This is a genomic window from Rhizobium sp. RM (assembly GCF_013390595.1).
Lineage (GTDB): Bacteria > Pseudomonadota > Alphaproteobacteria > Rhizobiales > Rhizobiaceae > Agrobacterium.
Map to the genome: position 1 here is coordinate 190,422 of NZ_JACAWV010000008.1, position 21,455 is coordinate 211,876.

Annotated in this window: 24 protein-coding genes; 6 read left to right on the forward strand and 18 right to left on the reverse strand. The window is 57.5% G+C overall.

Annotated features, from left to right (window positions below):
- The first annotated feature begins 8 nt into the window (after positions 1-8).
- Positions 9-2,432 carry a phenylalanine--tRNA ligase subunit beta gene (gene pheT / locus HWX89_RS09810; protein WP_138794302.1) on the forward strand — a complete coding sequence of 808 codons (2,424 nt, stop codon included), beginning with the start codon at positions 9-11 and terminating at the stop codon, positions 2,430-2,432.
- Positions 2,433-2,514: 82 nt separating this feature from the next.
- On the opposite strand, the gene HWX89_RS09815 is transcribed toward pheT, so the two are convergent.
- Positions 2,515-3,516 (reverse strand): aldo/keto reductase, encoded by a 1,002-nt coding sequence (locus tag HWX89_RS09815; protein ID WP_138794303.1) that lies wholly within the window; start codon positions 3,514-3,516, stop codon positions 2,515-2,517.
- A 118-nt stretch (positions 3,517-3,634) separates the two neighbouring features.
- On the opposite strand from HWX89_RS09815, the gene HWX89_RS09820 reads away from it, so the two are divergent.
- Entirely contained in the window at positions 3,635-4,525 is an 891-nt protein-coding gene (locus tag HWX89_RS09820) for a LysR family transcriptional regulator (protein ID WP_138794304.1), read from the forward strand.
- Position 4,526: 1 nt separating this feature from the next.
- Here the strand turns inward: HWX89_RS09820 and HWX89_RS09825 are convergent, their stop codons facing one another.
- The 4 genes from HWX89_RS09825 to HWX89_RS09840 all read right to left on the reverse strand — a co-directional run bounded on the left by HWX89_RS09825 (position 4,527) and on the right by HWX89_RS09840 (position 7,579).
- Positions 4,527-4,970 (reverse strand): GNAT family N-acetyltransferase, encoded by a 444-nt coding sequence (locus HWX89_RS09825; protein ID WP_138794305.1) that lies wholly within the window; start codon positions 4,968-4,970, stop codon positions 4,527-4,529.
- A gap of 1 nt (position 4,971) precedes the next feature.
- Positions 4,972-5,922: an aldo/keto reductase gene (locus HWX89_RS09830; RefSeq protein WP_138794306.1), complete on the reverse strand. Its 951-nt coding sequence runs from the start codon at positions 5,920-5,922 to the stop codon at positions 4,972-4,974.
- A 113-nt stretch (positions 5,923-6,035) separates the two neighbouring features.
- Positions 6,036-7,019, reverse strand: a complete 984-nt coding sequence (locus HWX89_RS09835; protein ID WP_138794928.1) for a GlxA family transcriptional regulator — start codon at positions 7,017-7,019, stop codon at positions 6,036-6,038.
- On the reverse strand, positions 7,019-7,579 hold the full coding sequence (locus HWX89_RS09840) for a cysteine hydrolase family protein (RefSeq protein WP_138794307.1): 561 nt from the start codon (positions 7,577-7,579) through the stop codon (positions 7,019-7,021). Before HWX89_RS09840 ends, HWX89_RS09835 begins: the two co-directional genes overlap by 1 nt.
- Positions 7,580-7,761: 182 nt before the next feature.
- On the opposite strand from HWX89_RS09840, the gene HWX89_RS09845 reads away from it, so the two are divergent.
- A complete protein-coding gene (locus HWX89_RS09845; protein ID WP_138794308.1) occupies positions 7,762-8,745 on the forward strand; it encodes a Gfo/Idh/MocA family protein in 984 nt (327 codons plus the stop codon).
- Here HWX89_RS09845 and HWX89_RS09850 read toward each other — a convergent pair.
- Entirely contained in the window at positions 8,742-9,113 is a 372-nt protein-coding gene (locus tag HWX89_RS09850) for a GtrA domain-containing protein (RefSeq protein WP_138794309.1), read from the reverse strand. The two genes, HWX89_RS09845 and HWX89_RS09850, sit on opposite strands and share 4 nt — an antisense overlap.
- 22 nt (positions 9,114-9,135) lie before the next feature.
- Positions 9,136-9,378 (reverse strand): hypothetical protein, encoded by a 243-nt coding sequence (locus HWX89_RS09855; protein ID WP_138794310.1) that lies wholly within the window; start codon positions 9,376-9,378, stop codon positions 9,136-9,138.
- Between the two features lie 185 nt (positions 9,379-9,563).
- Here HWX89_RS09855 and xseA point away from each other — a divergent pair, with 185 nt between their 5' ends.
- A complete protein-coding gene (gene xseA, locus HWX89_RS09860) occupies positions 9,564-11,162 on the forward strand; it encodes an exodeoxyribonuclease VII large subunit (protein WP_138794311.1) in 1,599 nt (532 codons plus the stop codon).
- Here the strand turns inward: xseA and HWX89_RS09865 are convergent, their stop codons facing one another.
- From HWX89_RS09865 to HWX89_RS09875, 3 genes are all read right to left on the reverse strand, one after another.
- Positions 11,163-12,365 carry a mandelate racemase/muconate lactonizing enzyme family protein gene (locus HWX89_RS09865; protein ID WP_138794312.1) on the reverse strand — a complete coding sequence of 401 codons (1,203 nt, stop codon included), beginning with the start codon at positions 12,363-12,365 and terminating at the stop codon, positions 11,163-11,165.
- Between the two features lie 17 nt (positions 12,366-12,382).
- A complete protein-coding gene (locus HWX89_RS09870) occupies positions 12,383-13,090 on the reverse strand; it encodes a FadR/GntR family transcriptional regulator (protein ID WP_138794313.1) in 708 nt (235 codons plus the stop codon).
- A gap of 117 nt (positions 13,091-13,207) precedes the next feature.
- Positions 13,208-13,705 (reverse strand): MarR family winged helix-turn-helix transcriptional regulator, encoded by a 498-nt coding sequence (locus HWX89_RS09875; protein ID WP_138794314.1) that lies wholly within the window; start codon positions 13,703-13,705, stop codon positions 13,208-13,210.
- An 81-nt stretch (positions 13,706-13,786) separates the two neighbouring features.
- Here HWX89_RS09875 and HWX89_RS09880 point away from each other — a divergent pair, with 81 nt between their 5' ends.
- Positions 13,787-14,689 carry an EamA family transporter gene (locus tag HWX89_RS09880; RefSeq protein WP_138794315.1) on the forward strand — a complete coding sequence of 301 codons (903 nt, stop codon included), beginning with the start codon at positions 13,787-13,789 and terminating at the stop codon, positions 14,687-14,689.
- Here the strand turns inward: HWX89_RS09880 and HWX89_RS09885 are convergent.
- The 3 genes from HWX89_RS09885 to HWX89_RS09895 form a co-directional block, all read right to left on the reverse strand.
- On the reverse strand, positions 14,664-15,902 hold the full coding sequence (locus HWX89_RS09885; RefSeq protein WP_138794316.1) for an aminopeptidase: 1,239 nt from the start codon (positions 15,900-15,902) through the stop codon (positions 14,664-14,666). The two genes, HWX89_RS09880 and HWX89_RS09885, sit on opposite strands and share 26 nt — an antisense overlap.
- 95 nt (positions 15,903-15,997) lie before the next feature.
- A complete protein-coding gene (gene ybaK, locus HWX89_RS09890) occupies positions 15,998-16,474 on the reverse strand; it encodes a Cys-tRNA(Pro) deacylase (protein ID WP_138794317.1) in 477 nt (158 codons plus the stop codon).
- An 11-nt stretch (positions 16,475-16,485) separates the two neighbouring features.
- Positions 16,486-16,833 carry an ArsC family reductase gene (locus tag HWX89_RS09895; protein ID WP_138794318.1) on the reverse strand — a complete coding sequence of 116 codons (348 nt, stop codon included), beginning with the start codon at positions 16,831-16,833 and terminating at the stop codon, positions 16,486-16,488.
- A gap of 198 nt (positions 16,834-17,031) precedes the next feature.
- Between HWX89_RS09895 and HWX89_RS09900 the strand changes: the two genes are divergently transcribed.
- Positions 17,032-17,199: a hypothetical protein gene (locus tag HWX89_RS09900; RefSeq protein WP_178340692.1), complete on the forward strand. Its 168-nt coding sequence runs from the start codon at positions 17,032-17,034 to the stop codon at positions 17,197-17,199.
- Positions 17,200-17,335: 136 nt separating this feature from the next.
- Here HWX89_RS09900 and HWX89_RS09905 read toward each other — a convergent pair whose 3' ends face one another.
- From HWX89_RS09905 to HWX89_RS09925, 5 genes are all read right to left on the reverse strand, one after another.
- On the reverse strand, positions 17,336-18,037 hold the full coding sequence (locus HWX89_RS09905) for a 2'-5' RNA ligase family protein (protein ID WP_178340693.1): 702 nt from the start codon (positions 18,035-18,037) through the stop codon (positions 17,336-17,338).
- 104 nt (positions 18,038-18,141) lie between these two features.
- The gene (gene guaA / locus HWX89_RS09910) at positions 18,142-19,719 is read right to left on the reverse strand and encodes a glutamine-hydrolyzing GMP synthase (protein WP_138794320.1); all 1,578 of its coding nucleotides are present in this window, start codon (positions 19,717-19,719) and stop codon (positions 18,142-18,144) included.
- Between the two features lie 83 nt (positions 19,720-19,802).
- A complete protein-coding gene (locus HWX89_RS09915) occupies positions 19,803-20,441 on the reverse strand; it encodes a 5'-methylthioadenosine/S-adenosylhomocysteine nucleosidase (protein WP_138794321.1) in 639 nt (212 codons plus the stop codon).
- Positions 20,438-20,887 (reverse strand): PaaI family thioesterase, encoded by a 450-nt coding sequence (locus HWX89_RS09920; protein WP_138794322.1) that lies wholly within the window; start codon positions 20,885-20,887, stop codon positions 20,438-20,440. Before HWX89_RS09920 ends, HWX89_RS09915 begins: the two co-directional genes overlap by 4 nt.
- Before the next feature lie 78 nt (positions 20,888-20,965).
- On the reverse strand, positions 20,966-21,418 hold the full coding sequence (locus HWX89_RS09925) for a TspO/MBR family protein (RefSeq protein WP_138794323.1): 453 nt from the start codon (positions 21,416-21,418) through the stop codon (positions 20,966-20,968).
- Between the last annotated feature and the right edge of the window lie 37 nt (positions 21,419-21,455).

Below are 21,455 nucleotides of genomic sequence, written 5' to 3' on the forward strand. Positions count from 1 at the left end.
CAAGATACATGAAATTCACACTCTCCTGGCTGAAAGAGCATCTTGAAACCGATGCCTCTCTGGAACAGCTCTGCGAGCGCCTGACCGCCATCGGTCTTGAGGTCGAGGATGTCGACGACAAGGCGGCTTACAAGCCGTTCGTGATCGCCAAGGTTCTGACGGCTGAAAAACATCCTGAAGCCGACCGTCTCAAGGTTCTTTCCGTTGATGCGGGTGACGGCAAGCCGGTGCAGATCGTCTGCGGTGCGCCAAACGCGCGCGCCGGTCTCGTCGGTGCGTTGGCACGTCCGGGCACCTATGTTCCGGGCATCGATGTCACGTTGTCGGTTGGCAAGATCCGTGGTGTCGAAAGCCACGGCATGATGTGCTCGGAAAAAGAGCTCAACATTTCCGAGGATCACAACGGCATCATCGACCTGCCGGAAGATGCGCCTGTCGGCACGTCATTCGCGTCTTATGCCGGTCTCGACGATCCGGTCATCGAGATCAACCTGACGCCGAACCGCCCGGACTGCACCTCGATCTTCGGTATTGCCCGCGATCTGGCGGCATCTGGACTCGGTACACTCAAGACCACGTCCGCGCCGTCGTTCAAGGTCGAAGGCAACACGCCGGTCGACGTGAAGCTGGAACTGGACGATGCGGCGCTCTGCCCAGGCTTTTCGCTGCGTATCGTGCGTGGCGTCAAGAATGGCCCGAGCCCGAAGTGGATGCAGGCACGCCTTTCCGCCATTGGTCTCCGTCCGATCAATGCTCTGGTGGACATCACCAACTATATGACCTTCGATCAGGGCCGTCCGATGCACGTCTTCGACGCCGCCAAGGTCAAGGGCGACCTCGTCGTGCGCCGTGCGAAAGAGGGTGAAACCATCCTCGCGCTCGACCAGCGTGAATACAAGCTCGGCCCTGCCAATGTGGTCATCGCTGACGATAACGGTCTGGAATCCATCGGTGGCGTCATGGGTGGTGAACACTCCGGCTGCGATGAGAACACCGTTGACGTACTGATCGAATCCGCGCTTTGGGACCCGATCAACATTGCCAAAACAGGCCGCTCGCTCGGTATCATCACCGATGCACGTTACCGTTTCGAGCGTGGCGTTGATCCGGAATATATGGTCCCGGGTCTGGAGCGCACGACGCAACTGGTGCTGGAACTTTGCGGTGGCGTTGCCGGCGAAGCCAAGGTTGTCGGTTACAAGGGCTACCAGCCCAAGGTGGTTGACTTCCCGCTTTCCGAAGTCAAGCGCTTGACCGGTCTGGAAGTTTCGACCGAAGAAAGCCAGACCATTCTCAAAGGCCTCGGCTTTGCCGTCGAAGGTTCTGGCGAGCGCGTCAAGGTTTCGGTTCCGTCATGGCGTCCGGACGTGGACGGCAAGGCTGACCTCGTTGAAGAGGTCATGCGCATTCATGGCGTGGACAACATCAAGCCCGAGCCGCTGGAAAGCTTCGGGGCCGTCAATGGCCGTATCCTGACCACGCTGCAGATCCGCACCCGCACTGCGCGGCGCGCACTGGCAAGCCGTGGCATGCTGGAGGCCGTGACCTGGTCCTTCATTCCTGAGGCACAGGCAAAGCTGTTCGGTGGCGGTTTGCCCGCATTGAAGCTCGCCAACCCGATTGCCGCCGATATGTCCGACATGCGGCCTTCGCTGCTGCCAGGCCTGTTGACGGCTGCTCAGCGCAATGCCGACAAGGGTTATGGTGATGTGGCGATCTTTGAGGTCTCCGGCACCTATGAGGGCGATACGCCCGAAACTCAGCGTCGTGTAGCTGGCGGCGTTCGCCGCGGCACGGCATCGCTGGCTGGTGCGGGCCGTATGTGGTCCAACGCTGCCAAAGGTGGCGGCAAGCCGGTCGACGTCTATGATGCCAAGGCTGATGCTTTGGCCGTGATTGAAGCCTGCGGCCTGCCAATGGCCAATGTCCAGATCGAAGCCGGTGCACCGGGTTGGTATCATCCGGGCCGTTCAGGCACGATCAAGATGGGCCCGAAGGTCATTCTCGGTTACTTCGGTGAATTCCACCCGAAGACGCTTGGCGAACTGGATGTTTCAGGCGTTTATGCCGGTTTCGAAATTTATCTCGATGCGATGGCCGAGCCGAAGAAGAAGCCGACGCGTACCAAGCCTGCGCTTGATCTTTCGCCTTTCCAGGCGGTGAAGCGCGATTTCGCTTTCGTGGTCGACAAGTCGGTTGAGGCTGGTGCCATCATCAAGGCGGCAACCAGCGCAGACCGCAAGCTGGTGACCGGCGTGAATGTCTTCGACGTTTTCGAGGGCGCATCCCTTGGTGAAAACAAGAAGTCGATCGCCATCGAGGTTCAGATCCAGCCGGTCGACAAGACCTTGACGGATGAGGATTTCGAAGCCTTGACCGCAAAGATCGTCGGCAACGTCGAGAAGACGACGGGCGGCGTGTTGCGCGCCTGAGCCGAAGTCAATCAATGAAAGAAAGCCGCGGACGCAATGTCCGCGGCTTTTTTATTGGAGCCAAGTGACTTGGCCCGATGATTTATCGGCTTGTCATCTTGGAAAGTTGTTCCGGATATCGTCCACCGGCCACCTTGGATGGCGCGAGAAGCTCACCGAGTTTGCGGCTTTCGTCCTTCGTCAGCGTGACGTCTGCGGCAGCGACGTTGGTTTCCAGATTGGCGATCTTCGTGGTGCCGGGGATCGGCACGATGAAATCGCCCTGCGCCATGACCCAGGCGAGTGCCAGTTGACCGGCCGTCACACCTTTTTCGGCAGCCATTTCTTCCAGCAGCGAAACGAGCGCCAGATTTGCATCGAAATTCTCCGCCTGGAAGCGCGGCAGGGAGCGACGGAAATCGTTATCCGACAGCCCGTCGAGTTTCTTCAGTGCGCCTGTCAGGACGCCCCGACCCAAAGGGCTGAATGGCACAAAACCGATGCCCAGTTCGCGGCAGGTATCCAGCACGCCGTTTTCCTCCACATCGCGGGTCCACAACGAGTATTCGCTCTGGATCGCGGCGATCGGGTGAACTGAGTGTGCTTTGCGAAGCGTTTCGGCGCTTGCTTCCGAAAGGCCGAGATGTTTGACCTTCCCCTCACGAACGAGTTCTGCCATGGCGCCCACCGTATCCTCGATCGGGACGTTCGGATCGACGCGATGCTGGTAGAACAGGTCGATGACATCAACGCCAAGGCGCTTGAGCGATGCTTCCGCAACAGCGCGCACGTTCTCAGGGCGACTGTCGGTACCCACCATCATCTGCCCTGCAGGTTTGGTGGCATCGATCCTGAAGCCGAACTTGGTGGCGATGACAACCTGATCGCGGTAGGGCTTCAAGCCCTTGCCGACAAGGATCTCGTTGTTATAGGGGCCGTAAACTTCGGCGGTGTCGAAAAAGGTAACCCCGAGTTCGATCGCACGGTGCAGCGTGGCAATGGCGCTGCTCTCATCGCCAGCCGGGCTGTAGGCATGGGTCATGCCCATGCAGCCGAGGCCAAGTGCCGAAACCGAGAGGTTGTTTCCAAGAGTTCTTTTTTTCATCTGTTCGTCCTTCCACAAAGGAGCCGCCCTGTCGTGAGGGCGTGACGTCAAATTAGCGTCCCGCAGCGCTAAAAATAATCGATGCAAATCCGGGCAGGTTGTTCTAAATAATAGAACAATGAACCGCATTCAGCTATCGCAACTGGCCGTATTGGCTGCCGTCGCCGAAGGTCGCAGCTTCCGCAAGGCCGCTGCTGAACTTGGCATCGCACCATCCGCTGTCAGCCATGCAGTCTCGACGCTGGAAGAAAGCCTAGGTTTACGCCTTCTGCACCGCACCACACGCAGCGTTTCGCCCACAGAGGAGGGGAGGCGTTTGCTGGAGACGCTGGCCCCCGCCTTGGCCGATATCGATGCGGTCATCGATACGCTTGCCGAGCATGGCGGCCGCCCCGCTGGGCCGTTACGCGTCACACTACCACGCCTTGCGGCGGAAGATCTGCTGATGCCGCGCATCAGCGAATTTCTCGGTCTTTATCCTGACATCGCGCTGGAAATCTCCACCGACGACCGGTTTGAAGACATCGTTGCCAAAGGGTTTGATGCGGGCCTGCGGCTGGGTGAAAATCTGGAGGCGGATATGATTGCCGTGCGCGCCAGCGGTCCGTGGCGCGGTGCGATTGTCGCGTCACCCGGCTATTTCGACAATCATTCCGTGCCACTTCATCCCCGTGATTTGATGCAGCACCGCTGTATCCGCCGCCGCTTTTCCAGTGGTCGGATCTATCGCTGGGAATTGGAAAAGGACGGGCGGTCGTTGGTTGTGGATGTGCAAGGACCACTGATCCTGTCAGATCAGAGCCTCATCCGCCGCGCCGCCATTGACGGGGCAGGCCTTGCCTTCGTTTTTGAACAGCGCATCGAAGAGGATATCAAGGCGGGCAGACTTGTCCGTGTGTTGGGCGACTGGTGTGCACCCTTTGATGGCTTCTACATTTATTACCCCTCGCGCCGGCAGATGCGTCCGGCGCTGAGGGCTTTTGTGGATTTTTTCCGCTACAAGGCCTAGATCAAAACTTGACGCGATAGCGGATGTGCCCGTCGCTCTTAACGTAGCTGTCGTAAAGCTTGCGGGCTTGGGCGTTGTCTTCATTGGTGTGCCAATAGAGTCGAGACCAGCCTTTTTCCTTGCAGATGGCAATCAGATCGTCCATCAGCGCGCGCCCGATACCCTTTCCGCGGATCGTTTCGTCAATAAACAGATCCTCCAGATAACAGTCCGGCGTCTTGACCCAGGTCGAGTCGTGGAAATGATGAATGGCAAAACCGACGGGTTTATCATCCAGCACCGCAAGGCGCATGGAAACCCGCGAGGCGGGATCGATGATCCGCTCCCAGGTATGAGTCGTCACATCCTCGGCGAGATTGACCCTGTAGAAGGCCAGATAATCAGCCCACAGCCGCAGCCAGTCTGCATGATCCTGACTGCGGGCATCACGAATTGTCAGTGCCATTTCACGCACCAGCCTTGTCGAGCAACGCCATCATCTCGTCGGTGAGGTCGAGATTGACGGCACGCTTGAAGCTTTCAAGCTGGGAAAGGCTGGTCGCACTGGCAATCGGCGCCGTCACAGCCGGTTTGCGCAGCAGCCACGCCAGGGCGATGTCTGCAAGCTTTGCACCTGTTTCCACGGCAATGGTGTCCATGGCGCCGAGAACCGCAAGGCCGCGAGCATTGACGTATTCACCGACGCGATAACTGCGCGCAACACCTTCCGTATCGGCCTTGTTGCGATATTTGCCGGTGAGGAAGCCCGCCGCAAGGCTGTAATAGTTGATGACGCCGATGTCTTCCCTGACGCAGAGATCGGCCAGCGGGCCTTCGAAGGCGGCACGGTTGTAGAGGTTGTACTCTGGCTGAAGAACATCGTAACGCGGCAGATCGGTTTTGGCTGCGACGTCGAGCGACTGCTGAAGCTGCGCGGCATCGTAGTTTGAGCAACCGATGGAGCGGATCTTGCCTTGTTCTTTCAGCTTGGCGAAGGCACCGAGCGTCTCCTCCAGCGGCACGTCCGCGTCTGGTTTATGGGCGAGATAGAGATCGATGTAATCGGTCTGAAGGCGGCGTAGTGAATCGTCCACGGCCTGCGCGATCCACGCGGCGCTGAGGCCGGTCTTGCGTTCGTTGTTGTCGAAGCCGACCTTGGTGACGATCACTGCGTCTTCACGCTTCACAGAACTCTGTTTCAACCATTTGCCGATGATCGCCTCGGACTCACCGCCCTGATGGCCTGGAACCCATGCAGAGTACACGTCTGCCGTGTCGATGGCGTTGAAACCGGCGTCGAAAAAAGCATCGAGAAGCTGGAAGGATGTTTTTTCATCCGCCGTCCAACCGAAGACATTGCCACCAAATACGATCGGGGCGACGGAAAGACCTGTGCGGCCAAGTGCGCGTTTTTCCACGGAGAAACTCCCTATTGCTTTGAAAATCGGGGCGAAGTTAGCAACTGCAGTCAGGGATAACCATTCAATTCGGCTGATGGTTTCCATCACGGTGCGAATGATGGGGAACGAACCTAACCGTTCAGGTGGCGAAAATGGCTGGGTGAATGGGTATTGTGCTGCTGCCAGACCCGCCTGAAATGCCGCGCCGAGGAAAACCCTGCTTTCTCGGCAATGGCTTCCATGCCGAGACGCGTATGACTGAGAATTTCGCGGGCAAGATTGATCCGCATGAGGTTGACGTAATCGATCACGCCCATGCCGGCGTGGTCGCGAAACAGACGGGATAGATGGCGTTCGCTGAGTGCGGCGACATCGGCCAGTTCCTCGAGCGTCCAGTTGTTTGCAGGCTCCGCCATGACCCTGTCCTGAACCCTGTGAATGGCGGGATGGATATGGTTGCGGCCGGTAAGCCACGGGGAAATTTGTGGATCATTACCGCTGCGTCTCAGGTAAATCACCATGGTCTTGGCAATGCGCGTAGCCACAGAGGGTGATGTCATCTGCGAAACGATATGCAGCAGAAGATCGATGCCGGTTGAAATGCCGGCACTGGAGAAGCGTTTTCCACTCTGGACGAACAAGCGGTTTTCAACGACCTGAGACAGCGGCGCAATCCGGCGCAGTTCCTCAATACAGTCTGCGTGGGTCGTGCAGCTAAGACCATCGAACAACCCTGCTTCGCCAGCAAGAAGAGCGCCTGAGCAGATCGAAATGACTGTCGTGTCCGCCCGCGTTGTACGGCGTAGCCAGTTCGAAAGAGTTCGCCTTTCCCGTTCGGCATCGGGTTCTCCGTCGAACCGTGATCGGGCGCCAGAGATCAGCACAAAGGCATTGTCGGGAAGACTTTCCGGCAAAGCCTCCAGCCCGCAAATGCCAAGGCCGATGGATGAGGACTGCACCGAATGGGCGGCGATGTAGTGGCAATCGAAACGGATATCGCTCTGTGCCTCATTGGCGTAGCGAATGACTTCCAGCGGTCCGGCAATATCCAGCAAAAGAGCGTGCGGCGGCACAACGGTGTAGAACGGAATGATATGCGTGCCGCCGTGATCCATCATGCAGCCTTGCGTGTGGTTTCGAGTGCTCCCTCGACGGTGGTAATACGGGCGAAACGTCCGGCCAGAACCAGTTCGGTACGGGTGCGGATATCCTCTGCGCTGAACGTTGCGCCGGATGAATGTGTCATCGGGAAAGTCAATGTGGCTTCCGTCACATAATCGACGCTGTAGCCAAGGTCGGAAGCGTGCCGGGTCGTGGTTTCGCAGCATTGTTCGGTACGGATGCCGGAGACGATGAGCTTGTTGATGCCGTTCTTCGTCAACCAGATATCGAGGCCAGTCCCGGCAAATGCCGAATGGCGATTCTTGTGAAAGGTGACCGAAGGGGTAAGGCGCAGGCCCTCGAAGGTGCGGACATAACCGCTCTCTTGCGAAAACGCCTTGTCGCCGTCGACGTGAAATATCTGCACGACAGGAATACCCGCAGCCTGTGCGCCGTCGATCAACGCCTGCTGTTTGCCGAGGAAGGCTGAAATTTCGCTGTCATCGAAATAGGGCGCGTGCCGAAAGGACTCTTGTACATCGATCACGAGCAGTGCCGTATTCAGAAGGGACATTTTGTGGTCTCCATGGTTTCTATCCATAGCAGAATGTTCCATTGAAAACACGTGCGAAAGCATTGGGGGCGCCGAAGAAGGGACAAATTCGGACATTTTGCGAGGGTGTTTGTTTTGTGCCGCCTTGTCAGCATGGCGGGGGGTGATAAGGTCGGCTGCAGAGCTTTCCACAGGAGGTACCAATGCTGCGTTTCGGAATAATCTCGACGGCGAAGATCGCTCAGGATCACGTTATTCCGGCAATACAGGACGCGCGAGATTGCGTTGTGACGGCCATCGCCAGCCGCGATCTCGGCAAAGCCCGCAGCGTTGCCGATCGCTTTTCGGCGCCACATGCTTTCGGTTCCTATGAAGAGATGCTCGCATCAGATGTTATCGACGCCGTCTATATCCCGTTACCGACATCTCAGCATGTCGAATGGACAATCAAGGCCGCAGAGGCCGGCAAACATGTTTTGTGCGAAAAGCCAATCGCTCTTAACGCGCGGGAAATCGACAGCCTGATCGCTGCGCGCGATCGCAACGGCGTGGTTATCTCCGAAGCCTTTATGGTGACCTACGCGCCGGTTTGGCAGAAGGTGAAGGATTTGTTGGCGGAAGGCGCGATTGGCACGCTGAAACACGTGCAGGGAGCATTCAGCTACTTCAACCGAGACCCGGGCAACATGCGCAATATTCCGGAACTTGGCGGTGGCGCCTTGCCTGATATCGGCGTCTACCCGACAATTGTCACCCGGTTTGCAACGGGCGCCGAACCGCAGCGGGTGCAGGCGAGCGTCGAGCGGGACAAGGAATTTGGTACGGATATCTATTCCAGCGTTCGCGCAGATTTCGGTGATTTCGAGCTCAGCTTCTACCTCGCGACGCAACTCGCTGCCCGTCAGGTCATGGTGTTTCACGGCACGGATGGCTACATTGAGGTCAAGTCTCCCTTTAACGCCAACCGCTGGGGCGCCGAGGAGATCGAATTGACAAATCAGGCGCACAGCCAGTCACAAATCTTCCGTTTTCAGGATAGCCGTCAATACAAACTCGAAGCCGAGGCATTCGCCCGTGCAGTGAGGGGCGAGGGTGAGGTTGTCAGCCTGGAAAGCTCAAAGAAAAATCAGCTCTTCATTGATGCCATCTACCGTGCCGGCGAAAAGGACGGCTGGGAGCGGGTTTAATCTGCACCGGCCGTGTGTCTTTTGCACACACGCGAATAACCGATCAGGGCGAGTGCTAAGCCGGACATCGCGGAAAACGCCAGCGTTATGAGCGGCTGCAGCAGCGGATTTCGTGCCTGGAGAAGCACAAAGAGGCCGATGCCCATAAGTCGGGACAACAGTGTGAGCGTGTTTTTCAGAAAGCGGCTGACCGTCGCTGACGGCTTGTTCGATCGATTGAGGAGCATGGTGGTGACCATGCCGGTGATGGCGCCGGGCAGGCGCGCGATCATCGGATCGAAAGTCGAGCCAAGAAACAGCAGTGCAGTGATGAGAAGATCGACGCTCAGGCCACTGCATTCAGCCAGCGCGAAACGCGATGGTCTCACGGACGCGCGCTCTTCGGTGCCATTACAGCGTTGGCTCGGAAATACGCGGACGCTGCAGGACCAGAAGACTGATGATAACGCTGATGACACCGAAGTTGTAGCCAGCCAGAGCCGTCAGAAGCGACATCACCGGTACAGCGGCAGCCGAGGTCGCCATCGCAACCAGATAGGTGCCGACAAGCATCAGGCAGATGAAAACGATGCTGAATACGGAGCGCAACGCGACGGCGGTTACGCCCAGGATTGTGGCGGTAAGAAAGATCATTGGGCCACCTCCTCTTTGGTTGTCGGGCTCGATGAGAGACGTAGCCCTCATTCCCTAAAGAACCCTTGTTTTCTCCTCCATCCTCCATTTTGGAACGCTCTGGTTGAGAATATGGTTTCATCGCTGTTAAAATGCAGGGGGAATCGCGGCATTTCCGAATCGGTCGGCTTTGGTTACAAACGGGCATGAGTGATTTCTTCGGCAGCGCCCCCTTGAGCAATCTCACCGAGTTCTCGGTTTCGGAACTTTCGGGTTCCATCAAGCGTACGGTGGAAACGGCTTTCGACCAGGTTCGGGTGCGCGGCGAGATTTCGGGTTATCGCGGCCCGCATTCTTCCGGCCATGCCTATTTTTCATTGAAAGACGACCGATCCCGCATTGACGCGGTGATCTGGAAGGGCACTTTTTCGCGGCTGAAGTTCCGTCCCGAAGAGGGCATGGAGGTGATTGCCACCGGCAAGGTCACAACCTTCCCCGGATCTTCGAAATACCAGATTGTCATTGAGAGCCTCGAGCCGGCGGGTGCGGGCGCGCTGATGGCGTTGCTGGAAGAGCGCCGCCGCCGTCTTGCTGCAGAAGGGCTGTTCGACGCTACACGCAAGCGCCCCCTTCCTTTCATGCCGCATGTGATTGGGGTTGTCACCTCGCCGACCGGCGCCGTCATCCGCGATATTCTTCACCGTATTTCAGATCGCTTTCCGGTTCACGTCATTGTCTGGCCAGTCAAGGTGCAGGGTGAAGGGTCTGGTGAAGAGGTGGCGAACGCCATTCGCGGTTTCAACGCATTGGAGCGTGGTGGTGACATTCCGCGTCCAGATGTGCTGATCGTTGCACGCGGCGGCGGCAGCCTTGAGGACCTCTGGAGCTTCAATGATGAAATCGTTGTCAGGGCAGCGGCGGAGAGCGAGATTCCGCTGATTTCGGCTGTCGGCCACGAAACCGATACGACCCTGATCGATTACGCAGCCGATGTGCGCGCACCAACGCCAACGGGCGCTGCCGAAATGGCTGTGCCGGTCCGTGCGGAACTGGATGCGCAGCTTTCCGGTCTCGCCGCCCGTCTGTCAGGCTCCGTGTCGAGGCAGATGGAAAATCGGCGTCAGGGTGTGCGTGCTTTGGTGCGTGCATTGCCATCACTCGATCAGTTGCTTGCCTTGCCTCGTCGTCGTTTCGATGAGGCAGCGAGCGGCCTTGGACGAGGTCTGGAAATGACCACGCTCAACAAGCGTCGTGCCTTCGAACGACCGGCTTCCGGTCTCAGGCCAGAAATTTTACTCAACGGTCTCAAGCAGCACCGCCAGCGCATTTCCGAGCGCATGCAGCGTGCTGAAGGTCTGGTGGAGCGCCGTCTGCTGCAGGGGCAAGCTCGCGTGTCTGCCTCGGATTCCTCCCTGCGATCGCTGCCCGCCCGCCTGCTTGGGCAACTGGAACGCCAGAAGGAGCGCATCGTAACGGCAACCCGTCGCGCTGACACGGCTGTGCTGCATCGCATGGCGCAGAACCGCTCGGGTCTAGCGGCGCATGACCGCATCCTGCAGTCGCTTTCTTACAAGAACGTGTTGAAGCGTGGTTATGCCGTCATTCGCGACGAAGAAAATCGGCCGCTGACTCGTGCCGAAGCGATAGCATCCGGTGCCGTGGTCTCGATGGAGTTTGCCGATGGCCGTATCGCGGCAATCACGACCGGAGAGGTCACCCCATCTGCGGAAGGAGCGGTTGCTCCAAAAAAGAAGCCGGTGAAACCGGCTTCTCCAGGATCAGGTAATCAGGGCAGCCTGTTCTGATCAGATCGAGTTTGCGTCCGAGAAGCGGCGGCTGACAGTGAATGATTTTTCGATGTCGGGATGCAGTTCCATACCAAGACCCGCGCCCGGCGGTACGGTGATCATGCCATTCTTCACTTCCGGCAATGCGGTGACGAGATCGCGATACCAGGTCTTGTAGAAGGCGCGTACGCTTTCCTGCACAAGCGCGTTCGGCGCATTGAGCGAGAGGTGGGTAGAGGCGCACAATACTACCGGTCCGGTGCAGTCGTGCGGAGCAACCGGCAGATGCCAGGCTTCCGCCATCGAGGCGATCTTGCGGGCTTCCGAAAGTCCACCGCACCAGCTGATATCCAGCATGACGACGCCAGCGGCGCCGGTTTCCAGGAGGTCGCGGAACGCCCAGCGTGAGCCGAGTGTCTCGGAGGCGGAGATCGGCGCCGGTGAAACGGCCGCATATCGCGTCAGACTGGACAGGCTGTCCATCTTGATCGGATCTTCGTGCCAGAAGGTCTGATAAGGTTCCAGTGCCTTGGCGATCTGCATGGCCGGCAGAAGCTGCCACATGGAGTGGAACTCCACCATGATATCCATCTTGTCGCCGACAGCCTTGCGGATTTTTTCGAAAGGCTCGAGCGCGCTTTTCAGGTCCGGCATCGAGATGTACTGGCCGCGGGTCTTTTCCGCGGCTGCATCGAACGGCCAGATCTTCATGGCAGTGATGCCATCTTCGAGCAGTGAATGGGCAAGTTCGTCAGCGCGGTGCAGGAAGCCGTTCAGATCATCATAGTCCTTGCCGCCGGACAGGCCGTAATTGGCCGTCTGTTGACCGGTCGCCTTCTTGATGTACTCCGTGCCAGCGCAGGTGTTGTAGGTACGGATTTCCTTGCGGCTGAAACCGCCGAGAAGCTGTGCGATAGGCTGATTGGTGGCTTTGCCGAAAATGTCCCAAAGCGCGATGTCGAAGGCGGAATTACCACGCACTTCCGCACCGGAAGAACGGAAACCGAGATAACCGACGAGATCCTGTGCCAGAAGATCGATCTGCAGCGGATCGCGGCCGATAACGCGTGGCGCGATGTATTCATGCACATAGGTTTCCACGGTCTCTGCGCCGTAGAAGGTTTCACCGAGGCCGGTGATACCTTCATCCGTATGAACCAGAACCCAGAGCAAGTTGGCCCGTTCCGCCACGCGGACGGTCTCTAGTTTGGTGATTTTCATGTGTCTCTCCCGGAGTGTTATGCGATGCCTGCCGCCAGAAGGGCGTGCACGCTTTCGTCGAAGTGCCGTGCCATCAGCGTCGCGGCTGTCTGAGGGTCGCCTGCGGCAATAGCCTGACCGATAGCGATGTGAAGCTCACCCGCCGCGCGACGCTGGTCATCCGATGTCCGGCTTTTCCAGCCGATCGGCCAGGTCTGACGCGTGACATTCTGGAAGGCGCCTAGGATCAATTCAAAGACAGGGTTCTTGGAGGCGCGCGCAATTGCAAGGTGAAAGGCAAGGTCATGTTCCATCACCCTGTCATTGTGGCCGAAGTCACTCTTCATCGCATTGGCGTGGCCGAGAATGATCAACGCTTCTTCATCGGTTCTTCGCAGCGCCGCGAGCGTGACGGTTCTGACTTCGATTGTCCGACGGACGTCATAGATCTGCTGGATGTTGATCTGCTCGGTATGAATACCGTGTTCGAACATCAGTGACATGGCGCCGTGATCGAGCGTTGCAACCGTCGCCCTTTTACCAGGGCTGACGTCGATCAGCCGCATGGCCGACAACGAACGAAATGCCTCACGAACAACCGTGCGCGAAACGCCTAGCTGCTGCGACAGCGAAAGCTCACTTGGCAACTTTGCGCCAGGCGCAAGCTCATTTTCGCGAATATGGCGTGTGATTGCGCCAATGGCGCTGCTGACCAAGCCTGTGTCGTGCGGAACTGCGTTATACATTTTTCCTCCAACCTGTACGACAGGTTTATGGAAAATTGCGTATCGGATTTCTCGTGCAAACACAAGCCACCAATACGGCAATTCGTGTAATGACCAGAAACCTTAGCTATGGAGCCGTTATTCGAACTCGCGCAGGAAACGTTTCAACAGCGTATCAAGGGCTGCCTGCTCCTTTTCATCGAGCGGGGCGAGCAGTCTGTGCTGGTTGTCGACATGGGCATTCACGGCGTCCTCAACGACGGAAAAGCCTTTGTCGGTAAGCGATATCAGCACGCTGCGGCGGTCTTGCGGGTTGTGAACGCGTTCCACAAGGCCAGCCTTTTCGAGCTGGTCGATACGATTGGTCATGGTGCCAGAGCTGACCATAGTCATCGCCAGCAGATCGCCGGGTGACAATTGGTAAGGCGCGCCCGCGCGGCGCAAGGTCGCAAGCACATCGAAGGCGGAAGAGGACAGTCCGTGTTTCAACAGCACGGCCTCCACTTCGCGGCCGAGGTGAATGCTGAGGCGGCGTAGCCGTCCGAGAACACCCATAGGTCCAACGTCGAGGTCGGGTCTTTCCTTGCGCCATTGCGCCAGAATCTGGTCGACGTGATCGGCTGTGTCTTTGCTCATCCAACAGGCATATCAACTGATATCTTGACGTCAAGATAAAAGCAGCGATAATGAATTTATCTTGAGGTAGAGATTCTTGAAATGAAGATTAATTCCACATCCACCGCCGATATCCTGCTGACGGCTCTCGCCCCGGCTGTCTGGGGCAGCACCTACTTCGTCACGACGGAGTTTCTGCCGCAGGGATATCCCCTACATGTCGCCATGTTGCGAGCGCTTCCCGCTGGCCTGCTCTTACTGTTGCTGGTGAGAACTTTGCCTCACGGAAAATGGTGGGCACGCAGCCTTCTGCTTGGCGCGCTGAATTTCTCATTTTTCTGGGCAATGTTGTTCGTTTCGGCCTATCGACTGCCGGGTGGTGTGGCAGCCACTGTCGGCGCGGTGCAGCCACTGATCGTCATTGTGCTGTCGCGGGTCTTTCTCGATACAGCGGTCCGAAAGCTCGCAGTCGTGGCTGGCTTGATCGGCATGGCTGGTGTGGGTCTTCTTGTGCTGACGCCGGGCGCTGCGTTGGACGGTATCGGTATTCTCGCCGGACTGGCTGGCGCTGCGTCCATGGCATTCGGAACCGTGTTGACGCGCAAGTGGAAGCCACCGGTCTCCAGCCTCACCTTCACGGCATGGCAGTTGACCGCAGGCGGCATTTTGCTTGTTCCGGTGGCATTGTTGGTCGAGCCCGCTTTACCGTCGCTGACTGTCGCCAACATCTCTGGCATGGCCTATCTTGGCCTTGTTGGTGCCGCGCTGACATATCTTCTGTGGTTTCGCGGGCTTTCCCGCATCGAGCCTTCCGCCGCTGCCTCTCTCGGTTTTTTAAGCCCGGTGGTTGCGACGCTGCTCGGATGGTTGGCGCTTGGTCAGAGCCTTGCGCCAACGCAAATTGTCGGTTTCGTCATGGTGCTGGTCAGCGTCTGGCTCAGTCAGAAAAGCCAGATGCCGCCCAAAATCGTAGCGGTGGTTACGCCCACTCGCCCTTACGCATGACAGCCACTTTCGATCCGTCAGGCTTGATGCCGTCGATGTCGACCTTGTTGGAGCCGATCATCCAGTCGATGTGGATGAGACTGGAGTTGCCACCCTGTGCCGTGATCTGCTCGGGTGTGAGTGATGCGCCATCAAGGAAGCACTTCGAATAGCATTGACCGAGTGCAATATGGCAGGAGGCGTTTTCGTCAAACAGCGTGTTATAGAAGAGAATACCGCTGGCGGAGATCGGCGAAGAATGCGGAACGAGCGCCACCTCACCGAGCCGTCGTGCGCCTTCATCGGTATCGAGAACCTTGTTCAGCACCGCTTCGCCCTTGGAAGCCTTGGCTTCGACAATGCGTCCACCTTCGAACTTCACCTGAATGTCATCAATCAGCGTACCCTGATGTGACAGGGGCTTGGTGCTGGAAACATATCCATCGACACGCAACGCGTGCGGCGTGGTGAAGACTTCCTCGGTCGGAATGTTCGGGTTGCAGGTTACGCCGTTTTTCGCAGTGGAGGCGCCACCGTGCCATTCATGTCCATCTGCAAGACCGATCGTTACATCGGTGCCGGGGCCGGTGAAATGCAGCGAGGCGAACCGTTCTCCGTTGAGCCATTTTGAACGCTTTGCGAGATTGGCGTTGTGTTCGGCCCAGGCGGCAACCGGATCGGCAAGATCGACACGCGACGCGGCGAAGATGGCGTCGGCCAGTTTCTTCACGGCCTCATCTTCCGGCAGGTCAGGGAAGACCTGTTTTGCCCAGGATGGGTTCGGATAGGAGATGATGTTCCAGTTGATGTCGAAGTTGGAAATCTTCTCGAGCGCCGGTTTATAGGCGGTGGAGTTGGCCTTGTTGGCACGTGCGACCTTGGCCGGATCTTCGTTGGCCAGCAGCATCGGGTTGTCACCGGCAATCGCCAGACGCGCAGCGCCATTGGCGTAAGCTTTGGCCATGCCCTCGTAAAGCCAGCTTGAGGCCCTGTCGAAATTCGCGTCGCTTGCATGGCGATAGCGTGCAAGTGTGGTTTCCTCGTCGGAATAGAAGGTGGTGACGAGACCGCTGCCAGCCATATAGGCGTGTTTCGTCAAAAGGCGCACCAGCGGCAGTGCCGCCATTGGCGCGGTAATCACCAGATCCTGATCTTTTTGCAATTGCAGGCCAACCTTGATGGCGACTTCTGCGAGTTTTTCGAGTTTGACGGGATCGATGGGGGAAACGGTCATGATCAGCCTTCGTATATTTGCATGAAGAGTGCCGAACCATAGCCCATCCGTCGTGAAAGCCAAATGCTTTCAAGGCGTGTGGCCCGACAGGATCGTCAATCGCTGACGAGCGGCGCGGCTTTGGCTTTGAGTGCCTTCATTGCGTCCTGAGGCGAGAGCCTGATCTGCAGGCCGCGTTGCCCACCATTCATGTAGACATAGCCGTGGCCCATGGCCTGCGCTTCGATGGCGGTCGGCACGAGTTTCTTCTGGCCGAAAGGACTGATGCCTCCCACATGATATCCCGTTGCGCGTTCGGCATCAGCGGGTTTCATCATGTTGGCGGACTTGCCGCCGAAGGCTGCGGCCAGCTTCTTCATGCTGACCTCGCGGTCGGAAGGCACGACAACGCAGACCGGCTTGCCATCGACCTCGGCCATCAGGGTCTTCAGGACGAGGTGAGGTGGCTCGCCGATAGCCTCGGCAGCCTGAAGACCGATACGATCGGCATTCGGGTCATATTCATAAGTGACCGTGGTGAATGAGACACCGACTTTCACGAGCATCTGGGTGGCGCGTGTGCTCTTGGACATGATGCAGCCACTCAGCCGAACAGGGCTGCATAGGTCTCCGGCTTGAAGCCGACGGTGATCTTGCCCTTCGCCTCAAGCACCGGACGCTTGATCATCGATGGTTGTGCGAGCATCAGCGAGATCGCCTTCTCGCGCGTCAGGTCGGCCTTGTCGGCATCATCAAGCTTCTTGAACGTCGTGCCAGCCCGATTGAGAACTGTTTCCCATCCTGCTGCATCACACCAGCTTTCAAGGTGCACCTTGTCGATACCCGACGCCTTGTAGTCGTGGAAGGCGTACTCGGTGCCGTTCGCTTCAAGCCATGTCCGGGCTTTCTTCATCGTGTCGCAATTCTTGATGCCAAAGATGGTGACGGTCATGGAATGCCTGCCTGTTTGAGTTCCGTGTCCGAGTGGCATAACAAACTGGACGCGCAATGCAATGCTGCTCGTTTTTGCAGCTTCAGCAGGCACATTATCTTTGAGGATGCATATTTATGCATAGCTCTGCTGCTTGATCCTGCATTGTAAGCAGCTGCGTTTATACCCATTATCTGGGCATCAAAGATGGAGAGAAAAATGCGTTCAGTTGCAAAGACATCGCGTAAGTTTTTTGGTGAAACCTTCGCCGTATTCGGCGCAGCAATGGCTGTCTCGGCTGCCGTTCGCGCTCATCGCAAGCCTGCTGGCGCAGACTTGGAAACCCTCGGTATCGATTCCAAGGCTTTCGACAAGGTTCAGCTCTAATACCCGCAACGGCGGGGTTAGACTACCTCGCCCTGGATTGTGCGCCTTTAACATAGGCGCACTCTGTGAGAGCTGTTAAAAGAGCACGTTGATTGCTCCGTGCCAAAATCCCTCCGGGCGGCTCGTAGTCAGTTTTTCATACATCCGACGCCGAGTGGCTCTGTATGTCAGAGTCTTGAAAGATGAGTTGTCGTGTAGGTCGTTCGTAATCGTTCGCTTTCGCGGATAGCGACCATCGTTCCAACTCGTCGTGTCGCGTCAGCCCGTTGTGGCTATAAACCAGCACAAAATCGTCCGCTGTCCAATGATAGGGTTGCTCAATCGACATCGTGTCGATCTTCCCGCATCCGTAAATCGTCGTGATGTGCGGAACGATCGGCTGGAATGGCACAAATGGCAGGTTGCGTCGCCGTAGCTGCCGCTCAAGAAGTCTCGCAAGGCCTTCAATTTCGGGGATGTCTTGACTGCTTTTCAGGACATGGCTGCTGCGGTTGCCGAAGACAGCACATCTGTCCAGGGTCACGGGAAAGGGCCGACCGCTGATCCCGTCCATCGCCTTGCGGATTTTGCTGATCAGACTTTCGGGAATTGTCCCAAAACATCCGACGCAAAAGAGCGTGATGTGCAGCAGGTCGGCAGGGTAAGCTTTCCGGCGTGTACGGCCCTCTGCATGGCGGCAGGCGTCCGCAAAAATCTGTTCGCTCAACGGCTGCGGCGGCTTTAACAAAAACAACAGCTTGCTCAGGAAGCGCACATTAAATCGCGCTTGCGGGGCTGACTGCGTCCAGTTGAAACAAAGCTGGTCGGAAACCGTTTCATCGCTCGATAGGTAAACCATGACGATGCTCCGTGGCTTCATGCCAAGGTCGTCATAATATCATCTAGCGACAGAAATTTAAAGAACAAAAAGAGAACAAAGGCGGAGTAAACTCCGCCTTCTGCTTATTCCCACTCGATGGTGCCTGGCGGCTTCGAGGTGACGTCGTAGACGACGCGGTTGATGCCCTTCACTTCGTTGATGATGCGGGTTGCCGCGCGACCAAGGAAGTTCATGTCGTAAGGGTAGAAATCTGCCGTCATCCCGTCCACCGACGTGACAGCGCGCAGGGCGCAGACGAAATCATAGGTACGGTAGTCGCCCATGACACCCACGGTCTGTACCGGCAGCAGCACGGCGAAAGCCTGCCAGATGGTGTCGTAGAGACCGGCCTTGCGGATTTCATCGAGGTAGATGGCATCTGCCTTGCGCAGGATGTCGAGCTTTTCGCGCGTCACGACGCCGGGGCAGCGGATCGCCAGACCCGGACCAGGGAAGGGATGGCGACCGATGAAGCTGTCCGGCAGGCCGAGTTCTCGGCCAAGTGCACGAACCTCATCCTTGAACAGCTCGCGAAGCGGCTCCACCAGCTTCATGTTCATGCGTTCCGGCAAGCCGCCGACATTGTGGTGGCTCTTGATCGTCACCGATGGACCGCCGGAGAAGGAAACGCTTTCGATAACGTCAGGGTAAAGCGTGCCCTGTGCCAGGAAGCTCGGAGCCCCCTTGCCGTCAGCAGCGATCTTTGCAGCTTCCGCCTCAAAGACTTCGATGAACAGGCGGCCGATGGTCTTGCGCTTTACTTCTGGGTCGGAAACGCCCGCCAGTTCCGTGAGGAAGAGGTCGGAGGCGTCTACGTGCACCAGCGGAATGTTATAGTGATCGCGGAACATGCCAACGACCTGTTCGCTTTCGGCCATACGCATCAAGCCGTGGTCGACATAGATGCAGGTCAACTGGTCACCGATCGCCTCATGGATGAGGACGGCTGCAACCGAGGAATCCACGCCGCCGGAGAGGCCGCAGATCACACGCTCAGTGCCAACCTGTTCACGGATCTTGCGGATCATTTCGGCGCGATAGGCGGACATGGTCCAATCGGACTTCAGGCCGACGATCTTGTGCACGAAGTTGGAAAGAAGCTTTGCCCCGTCAGGCGTATGCACCACTTCCGGATGGAACATGGTGGTGTAATAGCGACGCTCTTCGTTGACGGCGATAGCAAAAGGCGCATTTTCGGAGGTCGCGGCGACTTCGAAGCCTTCCGGAAGCTGCGTAACGCGGTCGCCATGGCTCATCCATACCGGATAGCTGCCACCCACGTCCCAGAAACCTTCGAACAGCGGGCTTGCCTTCTTGATGTCGATGTCGGCGCGACCGAATTCTGCGGCGTGACCACCTTCTACGACACCGCCAAGCTGGGTGCAGAGTGTCTGCTGGCCGTAGCAAATGCCGAGGATCGGAATGCCGGCATCAAATACCGCCTGCGGTGCGCGGGGGCTGCCTTCAGCCGTTACCGATGCCGGGCCGCCGGAGAAGATCACGCCTTTCGGCTGCAACTTCTCAAAAGCTTCCGCTGCGTTCTGGAACGGGTGAATTTCACAATAGACGCCGGCTTCACGTACACGGCGCGCAATAAGCTGCGTCACCTGGCTGCCGAAATCGATGATGAGAATGCTGTCGGGATGGGCTATCTGGGTCATGGCGAGCCTTTAAAGAAAACCGGGGCTTTAGGCAACCCGTCAGTTGCCCTGAAAAGCCAGAAAATATGCGGTTGCGCAAGGCGTCAGAGCGCGATCGCACCGTCTTTGATCGCGAGGCTGAGCTTGTCGATGCCCTCCGCCAGTTTTTCATCGATGATATGCAGATACTCTGTCCAGTCGTCGATGTGGTTCACATCTGCCTTGCCATCGGAAATGCCACGCAGGCCGATCAACGGAACCCCGAAGCGCTGACAGGCGCGTAGCACAGCATAGGTTTCCATCTCCACCATGTCCGCATCGATGAGATCGTAGGCTGCGCCTGAAACGACGTTCCCACCGGTCGAGAGCCGTGCCTCGGGTATGCCGGGTATGAGCAGGGGAAGGGCAACCTCCGCCGGCAGATCGAGAAAAGGCGTTCTTCCTTTTTCAAAACCGAAAGCGGATGCGTCCATGTCGCGCCACGAAACCGAAGCAACCTGATAGACTGATGTTTGCTCAAGCGTCCTCGATCCGGCCGACCCGAGGGATACAACGAGGTCCGGCAGATGGTCGGCGGCATCAAGTCCAGTCAGAACGGCTGTAACAGAAATCGCAGCCTCGACAGGCCCCACACCGATCATCAGCGGCGACATGCGGGCCTGCAGGTGCGGGCCATATTCGGCAGGTGCAGCCATGACGAAAAGAATGGATTTGCCTGCGACATGCTGAAGCGCGTAGCTCATCCGGTGATATCCTCGCGGCCCTTCATGACCATCATGGTTCCGGTCATCGAGGCGATCAATTTGGCCGGGCCATCGGAAATTGCATAGGCGCGTCCATCCGCGACAATGAGATTGCTTCCCGGTTTGATGATTTCGCCGCGAAACAGAAAGCGCTCGCCACGTCCAGGCGACATCAGGTTGACCTTGAACTCGATGGTCAGCAATGAGGCTTCAGGTTCAATGATCGTATAGGCGGCGTAGGTGCAGGCCGTATCGAGGCCGGCAGCAATCACGCCCGCGTGCAATATACCGTGCTGCTGCGTCAGTTTTTCGTGAAAGGGAAGTTCGATTTCCACCAGGCGATGCTCGATACGAGCAATCGATGCATCGATGGCTTGCACAACGCCCTGCCGTGCAAAGCTTTTTTCTATCCTCTGACGAAAATCGCCCGGATCGGTGATCTCCATGCCCCGCCTGTCCGCTCTATCCTGTCCTTAGAAAGACATGGCGCGTGGTGACGGACAAGGCAAGGGGAGTTCCCGGATTTAGTTTAACAGGGTGATGCTCAAATTCAGCAAGGTCGCGAAAGAAACCCAAACGGCATAGGGGACGAAAAGCCACATTGAAATGCGGTCACGGCTGTAGTTGAGGACGATGAAGGCGATGATGCAGATCAGCATCGGCACGATAATGACAAGCGCTTCAATCGGGCTCTGCATGCCAAAGAAGATCGGCGACCAGAGAAAGTTCAGCGCCATTTGCGTGAACCAAAGCCGCATGCGGGTGCCCGTCGGTCGCAAGATCCACATTCGTGCACCGGCAATGCCAATCAGAACGTAAAGTGTTGTCCAGACAGGTCCGAAAATCCAGTTGGGTGGATTGAAGGGCGGTTTTTGCAGCGACTGATACCAATCGCCGGGGATGTTGTTGATGCCGATCAGCGCACCGATGGCCACGACGACAACAACGAAAACAATATAGATGGACAGGTTCTTCATGACGCCTACAATGTCCTGAGTGATCTTTTGTTCCCGT